16 protein-coding genes are annotated in these 17,656 nt (G+C 41.4%); 10 read left to right on the top strand and 6 right to left on the bottom strand.

Annotation, left to right across the window (positions count from 1 at the left end; all coding sequences use genetic code 11):
- Positions 1 to 893: 893 nt before the first annotated feature.
- The 3 genes from VB620_RS12655 to psbP form a co-directional block, all read right to left on the bottom strand.
- The gene (locus VB620_RS12655; protein WP_323196510.1) at positions 894 to 1,631 is read right to left on the bottom strand and encodes a phycocyanobilin:ferredoxin oxidoreductase; all 738 of its coding nucleotides are present in this window, start codon (positions 1,629 to 1,631) and stop codon (positions 894 to 896) included.
- A 154-nt stretch (positions 1,632 to 1,785) separates the two neighbouring features.
- Entirely contained in the window at positions 1,786 to 2,376 is a 591-nt protein-coding gene (locus VB620_RS12650; RefSeq protein ID WP_323196509.1) for a Maf family protein, read from the bottom strand.
- Between the two features lie 66 nt (positions 2,377 to 2,442).
- On the bottom strand, positions 2,443 to 2,988 hold the full coding sequence (psbP, locus tag VB620_RS12645; protein WP_323196508.1) for a photosystem II reaction center PsbP: 546 nt from the start codon (positions 2,986 to 2,988) through the stop codon (positions 2,443 to 2,445).
- 154 nt (positions 2,989 to 3,142) lie between these two features.
- On the opposite strand from psbP, the gene VB620_RS12640 reads away from it, so the two are divergent.
- The 3 genes from VB620_RS12640 (at position 3,143) to VB620_RS12630 (ending at position 5,630) form a co-directional block, all read left to right on the top strand.
- Positions 3,143 to 4,417, top strand: a complete 1,275-nt coding sequence (locus VB620_RS12640) for an RNA-guided endonuclease InsQ/TnpB family protein (RefSeq protein WP_323196507.1) — start codon at positions 3,143 to 3,145, stop codon at positions 4,415 to 4,417.
- A 250-nt stretch (positions 4,418 to 4,667) separates the two neighbouring features.
- Positions 4,668 to 5,282 carry a J domain-containing protein gene (locus VB620_RS12635; protein WP_323196506.1) on the top strand — a complete coding sequence of 205 codons (615 nt, stop codon included), beginning with the start codon at positions 4,668 to 4,670 and terminating at the stop codon, positions 5,280 to 5,282.
- Between the two features lie 87 nt (positions 5,283 to 5,369).
- Entirely contained in the window at positions 5,370 to 5,630 is a 261-nt protein-coding gene (locus VB620_RS12630; RefSeq protein WP_323196505.1) for a MoaD/ThiS family protein, read from the top strand.
- Between the two features lie 154 nt (positions 5,631 to 5,784).
- Here the strand turns inward: VB620_RS12630 and VB620_RS12625 are convergent, their stop codons facing one another.
- Positions 5,785 to 7,434 (bottom strand): alpha-keto acid decarboxylase family protein, encoded by a 1,650-nt coding sequence (locus VB620_RS12625; protein WP_323196504.1) that lies wholly within the window; start codon positions 7,432 to 7,434, stop codon positions 5,785 to 5,787.
- Positions 7,435 to 7,739: 305 nt separating this feature from the next.
- Between VB620_RS12625 and thrC the strand changes: the two genes are divergently transcribed.
- The 4 genes from thrC to VB620_RS12605 all read left to right on the top strand — a co-directional run bounded on the left by thrC (position 7,740) and on the right by VB620_RS12605 (position 11,069).
- Positions 7,740 to 9,044, top strand: coding sequence for a threonine synthase (gene thrC, locus VB620_RS12620; RefSeq protein WP_323196503.1), 1,305 nt, complete (start codon positions 7,740 to 7,742; stop codon positions 9,042 to 9,044).
- 91 nt (positions 9,045 to 9,135) lie between these two features.
- Positions 9,136 to 9,411, top strand: a complete 276-nt coding sequence (locus VB620_RS12615) for a MoaD/ThiS family protein (protein ID WP_323196502.1) — start codon at positions 9,136 to 9,138, stop codon at positions 9,409 to 9,411.
- A 239-nt stretch (positions 9,412 to 9,650) separates the two neighbouring features.
- Positions 9,651 to 10,385 (top strand): FkbM family methyltransferase, encoded by a 735-nt coding sequence (locus tag VB620_RS12610; RefSeq protein WP_323196501.1) that lies wholly within the window; start codon positions 9,651 to 9,653, stop codon positions 10,383 to 10,385.
- A gap of 171 nt (positions 10,386 to 10,556) precedes the next feature.
- Complete coding sequence (locus VB620_RS12605) at positions 10,557 to 11,069, top strand: DUF2996 domain-containing protein (protein ID WP_323196500.1); 513 nt, start codon at positions 10,557 to 10,559, stop codon at positions 11,067 to 11,069.
- Here VB620_RS12605 and VB620_RS12600 read toward each other — a convergent pair.
- Positions 11,066 to 11,566: a TM2 domain-containing protein gene (locus VB620_RS12600; RefSeq protein WP_323196499.1), complete on the bottom strand. Its 501-nt coding sequence runs from the start codon at positions 11,564 to 11,566 to the stop codon at positions 11,066 to 11,068. The genes VB620_RS12605 and VB620_RS12600 overlap by 4 nt on opposite strands.
- 491 nt (positions 11,567 to 12,057) lie before the next feature.
- On the opposite strand from VB620_RS12600, the gene acsF reads away from it, so the two are divergent.
- Complete coding sequence (acsF, locus tag VB620_RS12595) at positions 12,058 to 13,134, top strand: magnesium-protoporphyrin IX monomethyl ester (oxidative) cyclase (RefSeq protein WP_323196498.1); 1,077 nt, start codon at positions 12,058 to 12,060, stop codon at positions 13,132 to 13,134.
- A 273-nt stretch (positions 13,135 to 13,407) separates the two neighbouring features.
- Here the strand turns inward: acsF and VB620_RS12590 are convergent, their stop codons facing one another.
- Positions 13,408 to 13,983, bottom strand: coding sequence for a TIGR04376 family protein (locus tag VB620_RS12590; protein ID WP_323196497.1), 576 nt, complete (start codon positions 13,981 to 13,983; stop codon positions 13,408 to 13,410).
- 156 nt (positions 13,984 to 14,139) lie between these two features.
- Here VB620_RS12590 and mnmG point away from each other — a divergent pair, with 156 nt between their 5' ends.
- Both mnmG and VB620_RS12580 read left to right on the top strand, forming a co-directional pair.
- Positions 14,140 to 16,062, top strand: a complete 1,923-nt coding sequence (gene mnmG / locus VB620_RS12585; RefSeq protein WP_323196496.1) for a tRNA uridine-5-carboxymethylaminomethyl(34) synthesis enzyme MnmG — start codon at positions 14,140 to 14,142, stop codon at positions 16,060 to 16,062.
- Positions 16,063 to 16,195: 133 nt separating this feature from the next.
- Positions 16,196 to 17,560 (top strand): hypothetical protein, encoded by a 1,365-nt coding sequence (locus tag VB620_RS12580; protein WP_323196495.1) that lies wholly within the window; start codon positions 16,196 to 16,198, stop codon positions 17,558 to 17,560.
- Positions 17,561 to 17,656 lie beyond the last annotated feature (96 nt).

The raw sequence follows: 17,656 nt of genomic DNA, 5'->3' as shown, positions 1-17,656 counted from the left end.
TTAGGGGTAGTTATACCAATTCCTAATCGGTAATTCGGAATGAAGAGGCTTGAGAGGTGATCTCAGTTTTTAGGTTTGTATGCATTACATTTTTTTGTGAAATTGGGATTAAATTCAGTCAAACAGTTGTTAGTAATTAGCATCCTGACCACTATAAAGACTAATTACTGAAAATTTACTCCCAGATGCACTTCAACTTTACAGTTTGATAAAATTGTGCTTGGTAAAGGGACATTTTATTGGCTGTAGGTATCATTGAGAGTTACATTACCCAAGCAGGATTTCTGATTGCATCCTGGTATAAATTTACTAAATATAATCACTGAAGTGAGTATCTGCAAGGCAATTTCACAAGTTTTTTTCTCAAACTTAGTTCAGGGATAGTAAGTTTTTCAGAGGCTAGATAGACAGTCTCTAAAAAGCTTTTTGTGGGAAATAAAGTATTTGGTTATCTCCATTTTCTGTGAGTAACAGCGCTGAATTTACCCACTAGTAGCAGTTTTAGAGGCTTGTTAGGCATTTCTATCATTAAGAAATGGTATGAGTCAACTGCTATAACAACCGCCAAGGAGGTGAGGATAAAAACATATAATTAAACCCTGACAGCGAGTTTCAAGCCTGTTCCCTGTTAAGAGTTCCCTATTCCCTGATATATACAAATATATGTCAAATAGAGCATTCTTCACATTACAGTTTCCTTAACTTTTTGGTCAACGAATTATTTAGTGTTTGATCTTGGGAATATTTGCTCTAAGACTTTGCTGCTGTTGTCTAACTCCATTGATCTAGTTGAATAAATTCTACATTCATCAGTTAGGGGAAAACGTAACAGAACTTACAGATGGGGGAGATGAGGAGAATGTGGGAGATTAATAAATGGTGAGGAATATTTGTTATTTTGGGAGGTCAAATAATACTGTGGTCATGTAATTTTCTGCCCATTCTTGACCAAAGGCTTTTTCTAATACTCTGCGGGTTTTGTCGTTTTGTTGCTGTTTGGTGCAGTAGTTGCGTTGTCCGGCGAGAATTTGTTGGGATTTTTCTGGGGAAACTGGTGTTGATGCGATCGCCTGGGTACAATGTATCTCTAGAAATGCTTGTACACGGGACAGAAACATTTTCTCTTCTTCTGGAGAACTAGGACGCACGAAAAGACAAAAATCTGAGAATATATGTCCCCATTCTGGTAGTTCACGGGGTTGGGAAAAGTTAACTTCTGTGAGGGCTGTGAGTTTGGTGTTATATGATGTTGGTAACTTACGCTCTAAGTCTACCGGGGATAGGTCGGCGATCGCCGCACTAATTTGACCTCTACCCCCAACTAAGTCACAACCAAACATCGGTAAGTCATATTCTGGATGGGGAAACATGACACAATGCAAGATATCTAGCATATTTCCGACTTTTGCTAGTTCCAGGTGCATTTTGCGGAATTGCGGGGTTTGATAGCAGCGATTTTCGATAATCAGTTTTTCCCCTTCTAGTCTCCCTTCTACATACCCTAATTCTTCTGGTAGGTTGTATGGTGATAGTTCTAAGTGCTGATGCCAAACTGCTTCAATACAATCAGCTAGTTGGTGAATTAAGGGATGTTGTTGTTCTCGCAGTGAGGTAGAAGGAGTAGTTGACATCTTTTTCTGGCAAATGCTATCTATTTGTCAGTTTACCTTCTGTTGGCGTTGGTAATATAAATATTTTTTTCTCACGCAGAGACGCAGAGACGCAGAGAGGAAGAGATAAGCGGGAGTGAGTAGACACTCCCTACCCGTGCTGGTTGATCCATCATTACCAGAAATCGGTGACATCGTAACCCAATTCTTCTAGCATCTGCCGCAACAGGGGTAAACTTAGACCAATTACATTGCTGTGACAACCAGAAATTTTTTCCACAAATAAACTACCAAAACCTTCAAGGGCGAAAGCACCAGCACACTTGAGAGGTTCGCCAGTAGCGACATAGGCTTGAATAGTGCGATCGCTCATTGGGGCAAAATAAACTCTAGTTACCTGACACTTTACCAAGGTCTGGTTTTGACGCAAGTCAATTAACACATGACCAGTATACAAGTCGCCAAATTTACCTTGCATTAAGTGCCAACGGGCGATCGCCTCTGTAGCATCAGCTGGTTTACCATAGATCTCACCATTCACCGCCAACACCGAATCACAGCCCATAATCAAAGCCGATTCAAACTGTGGAGCGATAGTTTCCGCCTTACATTTTGCCAGAGTTTGCACCAACTGTGCAGGTTCATTCAGTTCAACCTGCGACTCGTCAAAATCACTAGGCTTAACTATTGGTGAAATACCCACAGTTTGCAGCAAGCGGTGGCGGGCTGGGGAAGCTGAAGCAAGGACAAATTCCGGTGTTTTCATGAGATTTTGGTTAAAAATAGCCGTTTTTAATGGGATATGAGGTTTCCCAGATTTCCCTACTCACCATTAATACACCGAGAAAGAATTTACCACATTTTCCATTAAACCTTGAACTCTCTGCCAACGTCTCTCTGGAATTGAGGCGTTAAAAGTAAACAGCTTACCCCGACTAACAGCGACACTGGTGACGTTATGTCGGTCTTCTAGATTCGGAAGTTTTACTTTATACTCTAGAATATAGTATTCTTTCCCATTAGATTCTCGCTCAAAAGCATTCACTAATTCGGCTGAACGACCGGAATCAGCAGGGGCTAAAGCCGATTTACCTAATTTGTATCCTATCTCTGTGGGTGTTCCTAGTTCTGTTAAAGTTTTACCATCGGGAACCGGGCTAATAACTACAGAAACATTTTCGGAAATTTCAATTAAATCATGGAATACCACATCAGGGCCATTGGCAACTTTAACTTGTAACCAGCCATTAGGGTATAAAAACTCATAACCATCATAGGAGTCTACAAAGCTTTTGAATCCAGCCGCCGCCGCAACAGCAGGATTACTAAAGCTGATGCTTAATACTAGTAGCAAAATAAATACGATTTTTTTCCACATTTCTCAAAATTCCTTTAGGCTGGGAACAAAACTAAGCATAATTTCTGCTTTTTATCAAATAATTGGGTTAAAAACCCCGTGCTTGCAGCACGGCTTTAATTTACTAGACAAAATAGTGCTAGTAAATATTTGGTAGAATAGTGAAATGCTAACCATGAATTACCGCTATCGAATCTACCCGACTATCACCCAAGAACGGACACTTCTTGAGTGGATGGATATTTGTCGCGTTGCCTACAACTATGGGTTGCGAGAAATTAAGGACTGGTGCAATAGTCGTAAGTGCATGGTTGACAGATGTTCGATTAGTCATGAATATATCATAGCTGCGGACGTTCCTTTCCCTAGCGAAGTGCGCCAGCTTAATGCTTTGCCAAAAGCTAAAAAAGTATTTCCCCGATTAAACGAAGTACCAAGTCAGGTTTTGCAGCAAGCACTCAAACAATTGCACCGAGGATGGGAGGGATTTCAGAAGGTTGGGCATGGGTTTCCCAGATTTAAAAAGTTTGGGCAGTTCAGTTCTTTGCTGTTCCCTCAGTTTAAACAGAACCCAGTGCAAGGAATACATATTGCACTGCCTAAACTGGGACTGATTCGGATCAACTTGCATCGCCCAATCAAGAGTGGATTTGTGGTTAAGCAAGTTCGGATAATTAATAAAGCGAATGTTTGGTACGCTTCTATCAACATTCAATGTGATGTTAATGTTCCCAGTCCCATGCCGCATGGTCTTCCCATTGGGGTAGATGTAGGACTGGAAAAGTTTTTAGCAACCAGTGATGGTGTTCTCGTAAAATCGCCCAAATTCCTGAAAGTGATGCAAAGCCAGCTGAAATTGCTGCAACGCAGGCTGTCTCGGAAAAAGAAGCGTTCTAAAAATTACGAGAAACAACGCATCAAGGTTGCTAGACTTCACCACAGGATTGATAATACCCGCAAAGATTACCATTTCAAACAAGCTCATGCTCTTTGTGATGCTGGTGATATGGTCTTCATGGAAGACTTGGATTACCGGACTTTGGCAAAAGGAATGCTTGGGTTACAGATGCTTGACGCTGGGTTTGGACAATTCCGAACCATCACCAAGTATGTGTGTTGGAAACGAGGTAAATTCTTTGCTGAAGTTAGCGCTAGGGGAACTTCTATCGAGTGTCCTGAATGTGGTGCAGAAGTTAGAAAAGATTTGAGCGTTAGAGTGCATCATTGTCCTAGTTGCAATTACACGACTGATAGAGATGTTGCTAGTGGTCAAGTAATTAGAAACAGAGGAATCAAATTGATTAGTACCGATGGGCAGTCGGGAATCCAAAACGCCTACGCAGACGGTTTGCCGGGGATTGAAGAAACTCAGTCTAGGTCAAAGTCGAAAACCCGTAAGACTCGCTTTGAGCGCAGTCCCAAGGAAGCAACTAGGAAAACTAAGAAGTGATTCTTAGAAGCTCCGTACCTTTAGGTCGGAGTCATGTCACTCTCCCATCAACCGGGTCTCTTGGCATCAAAGTAACCCTGCACTCCCCACAATTTTATGGTTAAAAACCAGTAAATACGCTGATTTTAGCTCTGAGTAGTCGTCTAAAAACTAAAAATCGAGAAAAACGGTCAAATATGAACTATAAATTATATGATGAATGTTTATAGTTAAAGCTTTAAGGCTGCACGCAGATAATTAATAGATCAAGATGGATCTTGGAGATTGCTACCGTTTATTGGGTTTAAGGTCAGGAGCCTCTTTTGCTGATATCAAAGCGTCTTATAGACGACTGGCGCAGCAATATCATCCTGATATCAACCCAGATGATATCAAAGCTAAAGATAAGTTTATTGCCCTAACAGAGGCATACAAATTCCTTTTAACGGTATTACCTTCTGAGGAAGTCCCCCAAAGGTCAAGTAAGTCTTCTACCATTAGAAGTGATGGTACTACAGCCACAGGATCAACAACCACTGTGACAGTGGAAAGACCACCAACACCACCAAAGCCTCCTAATTTTATAGAAATAGAACGGCGACTGAAGTGGAAGACTTATGAACAACTGCAACGTTTTTTAAAAGGAAGAAAATTTCCCCAGGCGATCGCCCTGGTGGAAGCTTTAGCCGCACGTTTACCCGCAGACCCAGAGGTGAGACAATGGCAAGCTGTAGCCTATCAAATTTGGGGACGAGCTTTAATTGCGGAGAATCAACTTTTAAAAGCCAGAATTTACCTGAAAAAAGCCCTGAAGATAGATCCTCATAATAAAGCTCTATCAATAGAAGTACAGCGTGATTTCCACAAGTTAGAGCAGCTTTATTGAGAATTTGGCTCCTCCATTCCCACACCCTGGAAATTTATAGATACACGGGTAAAATTATCAGGGAATCAGGGAGGAGATGATTTTTTTATGTCTCAGTCTATAATTACGGTAACAGTCAAGTTATTTGCTGCTTACCAAGAAGCATATCAGGTTTCAGAATTAATCTTGGAATTACCTGATGGTACACCAGTTAGCGCGGTATGCGATCGCCTCATTGCTCAACACTCAGAACTCGCCCAATGGCGTGAAATCACCCGTTTTGGCATTAATTTAAACTTTGTCCCCCCAGAAACACCACTACAAAATGGCGACGAAGTTGTATTAATTCCCCCAGTCAGTGGGGGTTAACCAGTAACTAAGCATAAATTATAACCATGTCAAGATAAATAAACTGTAGGGTGTGTTAGCGGTAGCGTAACGCACCAAAACTCTAATAAGTCTAAATTAAATGACCTCAAGTGGGGTTCTATTCTCGTTAGCCGTAGCGTAACGCACCAAAGCTTTAAGCCTTTTTACCCAAAGCTTTACCCAAACGCATTAAACCTGGAGAACAATCAAACCTATCCAGGTAAATTTCAATAAAAGAAACACAATCAGTATTAGCTTTGGCTTGGACTAAAGCCGCTTCTAATTCCCCTTCTGTAGAAACTTCACAACTCCAACTTTCTCCAAAAACGTGGGGAATGTCATGATATTTCCAAGGTTGAATATCATTATAAGCACCATCTTGAATCACCCGCTCAATGGTATAACCATCATTATTAATTAAGAAAATAATCGGGTTCAATTTATAGCGAATAATCGTAGATAATTCTTGAGCAGTCATTTGAAAAGCGCCATCACCGACAAAAACCATCAGACGACGGAGAGGATCAGCCATAGCTGCACCCAAACAGGCGGGAATGGAATAACCAATGGATAAATAAAACGCCTGTCCAATAAAATCTGTATTTTGAGGCATGAATAAATCCATTGTCGATATTATGGCATCTCCCGTGTCAGCAATCACAATAAAATCATCTTCGAGAAAATGGTTGATACGCTCATAAAAGCGGTGATTTGTTAATTTATTTTCAGGCTGGGGAATAAAACTTTCAGAAAGTATATGATAAGCTGGAATAATATCTAAAGTCTCATGATCTTTCTTCTGAAGCTTGCTAATTAAACCATCAATAAAATCTCCTAAATAAACAGGTTGATAAAAATGATGTTTAATTTTGACCTTCTCAGAATTAGCATTAATTAACTTCCGCTCATCCAGATTAGCTGTGTATCCTCCCAAATTCATATCAGACATAATTGCACCCAGACACAGCACACAGTCAGCCGTTTCGATGCGTTCACAGATATTATCTCGACTCAAAGCCCCAAGATAGTTACCAATAAATTGTGAGTGCATTTCTGAAATACAAGATTTACCCAACATAGTCGTAGCCAGGGGATAACCAGTAATTTCTAACAGTTGCAGCAATTTATCTTGTAAACCAAACCGATTAAACTCCACACCGGCTAAAATCACGGGACGCTGTGCATTTTCTAATAAATTAACAGCTTCTTCTACGGCTTCCTCTAAAGCGGCTGATTCTGTTTCTGGATTTGTGAACTTTAATGAAAGAGGCGGTTGATTTTCGGGAATAATGCAAGTTTGATTTACTAAATCCAAGGGAATTTCAATATAAACAGGTCGTTTATAATGCAGACAAGCCGCTAGAGTTTGATCAATTTGAGTTGCTGCTTGACTAGCTTTAGTTAGGTTCACCGCCGCCACGGTGATTTTTTCCATAATCGAAAGTTGCAGGTTATAGTCTCCTGTGGTGTGGTGTAGCAGCAAGTTACTTGTTTTCACAGAACTGTTGGGCGCACCACTAATTACTACTAGGGGAACTCTTTCTGCATAAGCACCAACCACAGCATTAACTAAACTAAAACCACCCACACCATAGGTAATACAAACAGCACCTAAACCTCTAACCCGTGCATAAGCATCTGCTGCGTAACCAGCATTCAATTCATTACAGTTACAAATTAAATTTATGGGAGTTTTGTTCAAGACATCCATTAAATCAAGAACATAATCTCCTGGTACACCAAATATATGTTCAACACCTAAGCTTTCTAATCGCTGAAATAAATATTCGCTAACTGTAGTCATGGGAAAAATAATAATCAGTGAGTTGATGAGATTTATGCACCATCTTAACTAAATCCGCAAGCTACCCCTGCGGAAATAATCACGAATATGCTGTAAATCCGGAAAACTTGGTGTTTACTTTCCCTACCCAGTTGATTACATAAGTCATTCACCCCAGGAATTGTCCTTTGAACTCTATCGCCAAGATTTTTCCCTATAAAAAAAATACAATACCCGACAAAAATAGTCGGGTATGTTTGACGAGTATTTTGACCCATGCTAGTATCAATTCACAGTTGAATGACAAAACAGGGAAGGCTTCATTTATGACTCAGGCAATCACCAAAGATACCCAATCAACAACTTCGACTTTAAAAGCTTTAAAGTGTAAAGAATGTGGTGCTGAATACGAACTTAAAGCCAGTCATGTTTGTGAGTTATGCTTTGGACCACTGGAAGTTAAATATGACTTCAGTGAGTTACGTCTGACGATTACACGGGAAAAAATCGCCGCCGGTCCCAATTCCATCTGGCGCTACCGTCCTTTTCTGCCTGTCGCAACTGATAATGTAATTGATGTGGGAACAGGAATGACTCCCCTGGTTCGTTCCCACCGCCTGGCTCGTCGCCTGGGTCTAAATAAACTTTATATTAAAAATGATGCCGTAAATATGCCCACCCTGAGCTTTAAGGATCGGGTGGTGTCTGTGGCTCTCAGCCGCGCTAGAGAATTGGGTTTCACAACCGTTTCCTGTGCGAGTACGGGTAACTTGGCTAATTCTACAGCTGCGATCGCCGCCCATGCCGGTTTAGATTGTTGTGTATTCATCCCCGCCGATTTAGAAGCCGGTAAAATCCTGGGTAGCTTAATCTACAGCCCCACTCTCATGGCAGTCAAGGGCAACTACGATCAGGTAAATCGTCTCTGCTCGGAAGTCGCTAATACACACGGCTGGGGTTTTGTCAATATTAATCTCCGTCCTTATTACTCTGAAGGTTCCAAGACTCTAGGGTTTGAAGTTGCAGAACAACTCGGTTGGGAACTCCCAGATCATGTTGTTGCGCCTCTGGCTTCTGGTTCCTTATTTACAAAAATTTATAAAGGTTTCCAAGAATTTGTAGAAGTCGGTTTAGTAGAAGGTAAAGATGTCCGCTTTAGTGGCGCTCAACCCGAAGGTTGTTCACCCATCGCCCAAGCATTTAAAGAAGGACGCGACTTCATTAAACCAGTAAAACCAAATACAATTGCCAAATCATTAGCCATTGGTAATCCCGCCGATGGTATTTATGCTGTGGAACTAGCCCAAAAAACTGGCGGTAATATTGAATCAGTCAATGATGCCGAAATTATTGACGGAATCAAGCTACTAGCAGAAACAGAAGGTATCTTCACAGAAACAGCCGGTGGTACAACCATTGCTGTGCTGAAAAAATTAGTAGAAGCCGGCAAAATTGATCCAGATGAAACCACAGTAGTTTACATCACTGGTAATGGCTTAAAAACCCAAGAAGCAGTCCAAGGATACGTCGGTGAACCGTTGACAATTGACGCTAAACTCGATAGCTTTGAACGTGCCTTAGAGCGCTCTCGGACACTTGACCGCTTAGAATGGCAACAAGTCTTAGTTTAGTTAGCAGTTGTGAGTTAAGAGTTCTTTTCCTAACTTTCAACTCCTAACGTGACTCTTAACTCTCCCCTTTCACTCTTAAATTTCTACTTCTATGGCTGTTACCGTTTTAGTTCCCACCGCGCTGCAAAAATTCACAAATAACCAAGCTACCCTGACCTGTAGTGGTAATAATGTTTCCGAACTTTTCGATTCTTTAGAGGCCAACTGCCCTGGGATTAAAGAACGGTTATGTGATGAAAAAGGACAAGCACGACGCTTTTTAAACTTCTATGTGAATAGCGAAGATATTCGCTTTTTAGAAGGGATAGATACACCCTTAAAAGATGGTGATGAGGTCAGTATTGTCCCGGCTGTAGCTGGTGGGTAAAACAATCCTCTGAGTTTTAAATGGCAAAATGATTAGGAAATAGATCCTCGATTTCTGTAAGAAGCCGAGGATCTCCTCATAAAGTTGGTTTTAGGTAACATCAATTTTATGTCAGCCTACAGAAAATCATGAAATCCATTAATTCATCTGCGTTCAATTATTCTATAAAATCCTATTATATGTAGTTTCATCTAAATTTAGTATGAGCTACTTAGCAAAATAAAAAATACATAATATATATGTCCAATGAAATCAGCAGATTTATTGCCAGAATTAAACAGTCTATTAAAGTAGCGCTCGGATACTCCACCGCTTACACTAATAAACAATATGCTTTCCACAAAATATCTTGGTCACAAGATGGGGAAGATATGCTGGTAGCAGAGTTATTTGATGGTAGAGCCAAAGGTTTTTATGTTGATGTGGGAGCGCATCATCCTCAAAGGTTCTCTAATACATATTATTTCTACTTATTGAGAAAATGGCAAGGGATTAATATTGATGCTATGCCGGGAAGCATGGAGATTTTTAATCTGTTGCGTCCCAGGGATATTAATTTGGAAATTCCCATATCTGATAAATCGGAAACATTAACTTATTATGAATTTGATGAACCAGCACTAAATAGTTTTTGTTTACCTGTATCGGCAGAAGTTGCTACTATCAGAAGTAAATATAAAATAGTTGCGGAAACTCAACTCCAAACTCAAACACTGGCGGAAGTTTTAGATAAACATTTACCCCCAGAGCAGACTATTGATATTTTGAGTATTGATGTTGAGGGTTTAGATTATCAAGTTCTCACTTCTAATAACTGGGATAAATATAAACCGAAAGTAATTTTAATAGAAGATTTAGAATTAACTGCTGTGAAAAATATGCAGAATTCCAAAATATGTTTATTTCTAGAAACAAGAGGTTATATATTATTCGCCAAAACAATGAGAACTTTAATTTTTAAATTAGAAAGGTAGTAAATAAAGAAACTTTTTCTCCACATTTTTGGTTCTCTCCAGCAGTGTGAATAGCAATATCTCTGAAAGTTGACAGCGATCGCCAAGCTCTCCTATGTCAAAATGAAGATAACTTACTATCCCAAATGTGAGCGAACGCTCTAAAAGCTAGACAAAGGATGAACCTGAGCAATGGCAGAAGAAAAAAATCAAAATCAAGCCAAAGAAGTGCCTCCCAGTGTCGCTGCAAAAAATACTCCTACGGACGACGCAGCTAAGACAAAAGCTGCACCCCCCAAGGCAGAAAAACCCCCAAAAAAGGAAAAACCTCCAGCTGTGGAAGATAAGCCTTTTGTAGAGTTTATGGAGCAACACTACTTGCCATCTTTGCAAAATGCGATCGCCGAGGAAGGTGTTTCAGACTTGCAGCTGTCCTTTGCCAAACAGAAACTACCCATCTCAGGCTTTCAGTCAGCCGAAGAATGCTGGCAAGTCATCGGTAGTTGGCAGAACGGTCAGCGCCAGTTTAACTTGTATTTCCCAGATGAAGATATCACCGGGAACAAGGGATTTTCTTGTAATGAAGGGAAAAAACCTAGCACCCTGGAATCATTCCTCATTGATGAGCGTCGAATTACACTAGACCTTTTAGTATTTGGTTTAGTGCAGCGTTTGAACGGTCAAAAGTGGCTAGGTAGAAATTAGCCCAGTTCATGGAAGTAGTAGGTAACGGCTCCGGTTGTGGGGTCGTTATCTATTGCCACATACCCTGATGTCAACATTTCCTTAAGTGCAGTTTCCACTTCCGCAAAACCTGCACCCGTGATACTCACACCTTGAGTAACAGTTAAACTACCACCCTTGCTTTCTGCGGCTCTCAGTAGTTCAATCATCAGTTTATTACCTGTGGGCTGGTAAACTTGAGAGGCGATCGCCTGTGGATTAACAGGGACACCCAAAGGATATAAACCAGCTTTTGCTCTCAGTTTCTCTTCGTATTCATCCACCATATTCGGGATCAACAACAAATCGACACACTGGCCTATCCCAAATACGCCAAAAGTGAACAACCACAAAAGACCAGTACCGATTTTGCCATTATATAAACGATGCAAACCTCCTAATCCCACGAAAAAAAACGCTCCACTCAAAATATAAGAGACAAGAAGACGGTCTTTCTGCTGATTCTTTTCAGGATTCATCTTATTTTTCAGCCTTTCGATTTTCTCTTGTTGTTTAAAATGGATTGGTAATGAAGCTACTTATAGAATATTTATTAATTTTAAGTGAATCAGCGATGACAAAATTACTTAAATTTAATGTGGTAAATAGAACATTTAAATCCTGTAATTTGCAAATCAAGCTCCCAACCACTGATAAACAAGCATATAGACCATTATGGATATGACGACAAATTTTTGATGATTCGTTCCTGAAATCTGGAGAGATTGTTGCAACTCTTAACTTTTTCTATACTAGATTCTAGGCTGCATCTTGGTAGACTGAATTTTATACAAATAAATTATTCTCGTCTCCTGCGCCTGTGAAAGCATGACCCTCATACCCCTTTGAAACAAAAATCCCGCAGATACAATTATCTAAAAACCTAGATGGAATCTGCGGTTATGAGTTACAAATTAGTATGAGCTTTCTGGTGTACTCAAGATCATAAAGACAAAAGAGCAATTAAAACATGGTAGATTCCCTACAAAAACCAGGCTTTGATGAAATGCGCCCAGGGGTGAAATCCCCGGCAAAAGAAACCCTGTTAACACCCCGGTTTTACACAACTGACTTTGATGAAATGGCACGGATGGATATATCCGTCAACGAAGACGAGTTACAAGCCATCCTGGAAGAGTTTCGTGTTGACTACAATCGCCATCACTTTGTGCGAAATGCGGAGTTCGACCAATCCTGGGATCACATTGACGGGGAAACTCGCCAATTGTTTGTAGAATTTTTAGAACGTTCTTGCACAGCCGAATTTTCCGGCTTTTTGCTCTACAAAGAACTCGGCCGCCGTTTAAAAGACAAAAGCCCCGTCTTAGCCGAGTGCTTTAACCTCATGTCACGGGATGAAGCTCGTCATGCAGGGTTTTTGAACAAAGCCATGTCGGACTTCAATCTGTCCCTAGATTTAGGCTTTTTAACCAAGAGTCGCGCTTATACCTTCTTTAAGCCAAAATTCATATTTTACGCTACTTACCTTTCAGAAAAAATTGGTTATTGGCGCTATATCACCATTTTCCGTCATTTAGAAGCAAATCCTGAAGATAGAATTTATCCAATTTTCCGCTTCTTTGAAAACTGGTGTCAGGATGAAAACCGTCATGGCGATTTCTTTGACGCGATTATGAGATCCCAGCCACAAATGTTGAATGATTGGAGAGCAAAACTGTGGAGTCGCTTCTTCCTCTTGTCAGTATTTGCTACCATGTATCTCAATGACATTCAGCGTAAAGACTTTTATGCTGCCATTGGCTTAGATGCGCGAGAATACGACATCCATGTGATTAAAAAGACTAATGAAAATGCAGGTAGAGTCTTTCCTCTAATGCTGGATGTGGAGAATCCTGAATTTTATCAGCGTTTGGATATATGTATCCAGAATAACGAAAAATTAGGGGCGATCGCCAATTCTAAAACGCCCAAATTCTTCCAATTCTTCCAAAAAGCACCAATTTATCTGTCTCATGCTTGGCAGTTCCTCCGTTTGTACCTGATGAAACCCATTGATACGGTTTCTACTCATGGTGGAGTACGCTAGGTTAGACAACTAATTTTCATAATATTCAGTGGTTTTGTTCTATACAGAGCCACTTTTTTATTGGGTATAGCTGGGGACTGGGTTAATAGCTTTTTGGTGTCAGGGCTTAATTATCTGTTTGTGTCTTCTTTGGCGGTTGCTATAAATAAACAAGGAAACTGCATCCTTCTTGTGAGATAGATGCTCCGCGAAGGAGAAAGTTAAAGATTAATAGGCGAGTATGCAAGAGATCATCAGTGAACAGTTGTCGGTTCACTGATAACTGGAACCAGATCATTTACCCATATTGCGCTTCATCTGTTCTAACTCATCTTGAGTTTCCCAACGGCGAAACTTTTCCTCTAAATCGTCCAAGCCACTGGTGTAACTGCTAGTGGGATTCCACCAAGCATCTGTTTTTATGCGCTGCTGAGTTTGGGTTTGAGTCCGTGATGTTTGGGCTTCTGTGGCTTTGGCTTGCACTTCCTGTCGCCGCACTTGAATTTTTCGCAGTAGTTCTTGAGATTGGGCTATGCGTTCTTTTAAACCCTGCATTTGTCCCCAGCGCTGGTTTCCTTCCCGTAAGAGGGCGGCTTCTCTATCCTGTGCGCCGGCGGCTAAATCTTGTCTGTTAGCATTTTTAGCTTTTTCCACGCGGATATGCCAACGCTGAATTTCTTGGGCTGTGGAGAGAATTTCATCTTGCGATCGCTTTTCCTGTAATTTTAAATCTGCAATCAACTTTAATGTGTCTTCTTCTTGTTGCCGTAGCTGTTCTAACAACGCCTCTAACTCTAAATGTGGATTGTTACGCAAAAATTCTTCTAAACGATCTTCTAGAAATTTACTTAAATCATCAAATAATCCCACAAAAGCAACTCCAGAAATTGAATATGTGACTTTTCTATTGTATCTGCGTAACTCCTATAACCGTTAAAAGCCCCCAGTCAGAAAGCAAATAATTAACTACACAGACTGAATCGGTTAAAATAGTTCATACAATCTCAACCTGCTATTCCTGTAAGTATGACCATGCACAATTCAGTGGAATTTCAAGACGCTTTTGATGTGATTGTCGTCGGTGCAGGTCACTCCGGTTGCGAAGCGGCTCTTGCTGCTGCCCGCCTCGGTTGTCGTACACTGTTACTGACACTCAATTTAGATAAAATCGCTTGGCAACCCTGTAATCCCGCAGTGGGTGGCCCGGCTAAATCTCAGTTGACCCATGAGGTGGATGCACTGGGGGGAGAAATTGGCAAGGTTGCAGACCTCACTTACCTCCAAAAGCGTATCCTCAACTCTTCACGAGGTCCGGCGGTGTGGGCATTACGCGCCCAAAGTGATAAGCGCGAATATGCCGCCGTGATGAAAACTATTGTCGAAAACCAAGAAAATTTGACCATTCGGGAAGCAATGGCAACGGACTTGGTGCTAGGTGCTAATGATGAAATAATTGGGGTTGAGACTTACTTTGGTGTGGCTTTTGGTTGTCAAGCAGTAATTTTAACCACCGGTACTTTTTTGGGCGGCAAAATCTGGGTGGGTAACAAATCTATGCCAGCTGGACGGGCTGGGGAATTTGCGGCTGAGGGTTTGACTGAGACTTTACATCGCTTGGGCTTTGAAACCGGGAGACTGAAAACTGGTACACCAGCAAGGGTAGATAAACGGTCGGTTGACTACAGCAAAATGATCATCCAGCCAGGAGATGAAGCTGTACGCTGGTTTAGCTTTGACCCTGATGTGTGGATAGAACGGGAACAAATTCCTTGCTACATCACCCGCACCACGACGGAAACCCATCGGCTAATTCGGGAAAATTTACATTTATCACCTGTTTATGGTGGTTGGGTGGAAGCCAAAGGACCGCGCTATTGTCCCAGCATTGAGGATAAAATTGTCCGTTTTGCTGATAAGGAAAGCCACCAAATCTTTATTGAACCAGAAGGGCGAGATATTCCTGAATTATATATTCAAGGATTTTCCACCGGGTTGCCAGAAAATTTGCAATTGCAAATGTTACGTAGTCTCCCCGGTTTAGAAAACTGTACTATGCTGCGTCCTGCCTATGCGGTGGAGTATGACTATTTACCAGCAACTCAGTGTTATCCCACACTGATGACTAAGAAAATTTCTGGTTTATTCTGTGCCGGACAAGTTAACGGTACAACGGGTTATGAAGAAGCCGCAGCCCAAGGAATTGTGGCGGGAATTAATGCGGCGCGGTTGGTGCGTGGTGAAGAAATGATTGTTTTCCCCCGTGAACACAGTTATCTTGGCACGTTGGTTGATGATTTGTGTACAAAGGATTTACGGGAACCTTACCGAATGCTAACTAGTAGGTCGGAGTATCGGTTATTGCTGCGTTCTGATAATGCTGACCAACGGTTAACACCTCTGGGAAGGGAAATCGGTTTAATTGACGATCGCCGATGGAATTTGTTTACTACCAAACAAGCACAAATTACTGAGGAAAAACAACGGCTATCTGCTACCAGAATTAAAGAACATGATGAAGTCGGTCAGGCGATCGCATCAGTATCCCAACAAACCATTAAAGGTTCCATTACCCTCGCAGAATTACTCCGCCGTCCGGGATTTCATTACGTTGACCTCGACAGTTATGGACTGGGAAATCCCAACCTCCAGCCAGCAGCAAAAGAAGGCGCAGAAATTGACATTAAATATTCTGGCTATCTGGCTAGACAACAAAATCAAATCGAACAAATTGCCCGTCAAGCACACCGCCAGTTACCTGCTGACTTAGACTACAACACAATTGATACTCTATCTAAAGAAGCACGGGAAAAACTCACTCAAGTCAAACCCTTAACTATCGGTCAAGCAGCACGCACTGGGGGGGTAAATCCGGCGGATGTTAACGCTTTGTTACTATATTTAGAATTGCGTAAACCCAAGAGCCAGTCACAATCTGCGGCATTAGCTTAGGTAAACAGTGATCAAGATTAAGTATAGTTAGACTGAATGAAGTAGTATGATAGATGACATAAATTAGTTAATGCCATCATCAGCATTCTTCCAATTAAAGTAAAGTTTAATTTAATACTAATCAGCCTATAATTTGTCTGATTTTGAAGACAGTTTTTCGGCTTCTAAGAAAACTGATTTCCAGGTAACAGGGGCGACTTTGCTCCTTCCTGGCAACCACAACCTAAAATGTCTTATGTTACAAGCAGCGAGAACCCATCTGATTATTCCAGAACCATCAGAAGACCTAATTACTAATGAGCCGTGGTCGGTAGAATTTTATGCTGATGGCTTAATGGATGAAATTTTTGCCGATATTGATGAAATTTTGCATGGTAACGGCAATTCTTTAAACCAAGACAGTCGGACACCACGTTCTATAGAGTTTGACAATGACAGTGAATCCACTACACCTGTGGCTTCAAAATATGACCATCTGCACACAATTAATATGCCGCAGATTGTCTCACCCAACGGCTTCACCACCGCAGAACAGACAGTTCCTCCAGTGCAGAACGACCAAGTGGGTACTGTTGTAGTTCGTCAACCAGGAGCAATTATTCAGCGCCGAAACAATAGGCTGAATCTGACAAAGTTGCTGATTACCGGTACAAGTATTGGGGTGGCGATCGCAGGTACTCTATATATATTACAGTCTGGATTGGGGAGTCTTCTCACTTCTCGATTAACTGAACCAGATATCTATATAGCGCAGAACCAAACACAATCTCCCCAAGCAACTACTCAGTCAGAATTAGTAAACTATATGCTGGGAGCGCTGACGATTCTTGAGCAGGAAGGTAAAACTAATAATCCCACATCTGCTAATTCCTCAATAGCTAATCGAAGTATTTCTCCATCCTCATCTGTGGTTGCTGCTAACAATCAACCTCCTGGTGATTTACCGCCACCTCTAGCGGCTAACAATACACAACCAATTGCCAAATCTTCGACAAATGTTGTCGAGCGGATTTACATTCCTGTTTATCAAGCGCCATCACCCATGCGTTACGCGCCACCTCCACAGATAGCAACGAACCCCCAGACATCTCCACCCAATGCCGTGCCACCGGCAAATCAATCTGCAAATACAAATCAAGTTGCTGCGGCTGTACGCCCAGAAGTCAAGCCTGTGCCAAGCGCACCCATGACAGTCAATCAGCCACCAGTACCCAGTTTACCAGTTGCTCCCACCCGGCCAGCGACACCATCAACAAATAGTCAACAGCAAGCATCTTTACCAAACCCTGTTGCATCTCCTAGTCATACCCTGGCGGGATTACTAGAGTTAGGTGACAAATCGGCGGCTCTATTTGAATTTGAAGGTGTAACTCGTCGGATACATATCGGGGAAAGTATCGGTGCTACTGGCTGGACTTTAGTAGATATTGCTAATGGTGAGGCTATTGTTCGTCGTAACGGCGAAGTGCGATCTATTTTTGCTGGACAGAAGCTGTAAAACTGGTAATGCTTTGTTGCTAGATTGTTAGTGCTTTTTAAGGGGATATCTTATACTTGATCCTCACTGGAACCAAAGTCATCAAGGTAAGTGAAA

This window comes from Nodularia harveyana UHCC-0300 (assembly GCF_034931085.1).
Taxonomy (GTDB): domain Bacteria; phylum Cyanobacteriota; class Cyanobacteriia; order Cyanobacteriales; family Nostocaceae; genus Nodularia; species Nodularia harveyana.
Note: the sequence above shows the minus strand (reverse complement) of the source record. Positions and strands in the feature narration are given on the sequence as shown.

Excerpts from the sequence above, each read along its gene's own strand:
- VB620_RS12655 (WP_323196510.1), bottom strand. The coding sequence starts at position 1,631 with ATGTCAACTACTCCTTCTACCTCACTGCGAGAACAACAACATCCCTTA.
- VB620_RS12650 (WP_323196509.1), bottom strand. The coding sequence starts at position 2,376 with ATGAAAACACCGGAATTTGTCCTTGCTTCAGCTTCCCCAGCCCGCCAC.
- psbP (WP_323196508.1), bottom strand. The coding sequence starts at position 2,988 with ATGTGGAAAAAAATCGTATTTATTTTGCTACTAGTATTAAGCATCAGC.
- VB620_RS12640 (WP_323196507.1), top strand. The coding sequence starts at position 3,143 with ATGAATTACCGCTATCGAATCTACCCGACTATCACCCAAGAACGGACA.
- VB620_RS12635 (WP_323196506.1), top strand. The coding sequence starts at position 4,668 with ATGGATCTTGGAGATTGCTACCGTTTATTGGGTTTAAGGTCAGGAGCC.
- VB620_RS12630 (WP_323196505.1), top strand. The coding sequence starts at position 5,370 with ATGTCTCAGTCTATAATTACGGTAACAGTCAAGTTATTTGCTGCTTAC.
- VB620_RS12625 (WP_323196504.1), bottom strand. The coding sequence starts at position 7,434 with ATGACTACAGTTAGCGAATATTTATTTCAGCGATTAGAAAGCTTAGGT.
- thrC (WP_323196503.1), top strand. The coding sequence starts at position 7,740 with ATGACTCAGGCAATCACCAAAGATACCCAATCAACAACTTCGACTTTA.
- VB620_RS12615 (WP_323196502.1), top strand. The coding sequence starts at position 9,136 with ATGGCTGTTACCGTTTTAGTTCCCACCGCGCTGCAAAAATTCACAAAT.
- VB620_RS12610 (WP_323196501.1), top strand. The coding sequence starts at position 9,651 with ATGTCCAATGAAATCAGCAGATTTATTGCCAGAATTAAACAGTCTATT.
- VB620_RS12605 (WP_323196500.1), top strand. The coding sequence starts at position 10,557 with ATGGCAGAAGAAAAAAATCAAAATCAAGCCAAAGAAGTGCCTCCCAGT.
- VB620_RS12600 (WP_323196499.1), bottom strand. The coding sequence starts at position 11,566 with ATGAATCCTGAAAAGAATCAGCAGAAAGACCGTCTTCTTGTCTCTTAT.
- acsF (WP_323196498.1), top strand. The coding sequence starts at position 12,058 with ATGGTAGATTCCCTACAAAAACCAGGCTTTGATGAAATGCGCCCAGGG.
- mnmG (WP_323196496.1), top strand. The coding sequence starts at position 14,140 with ATGACCATGCACAATTCAGTGGAATTTCAAGACGCTTTTGATGTGATT.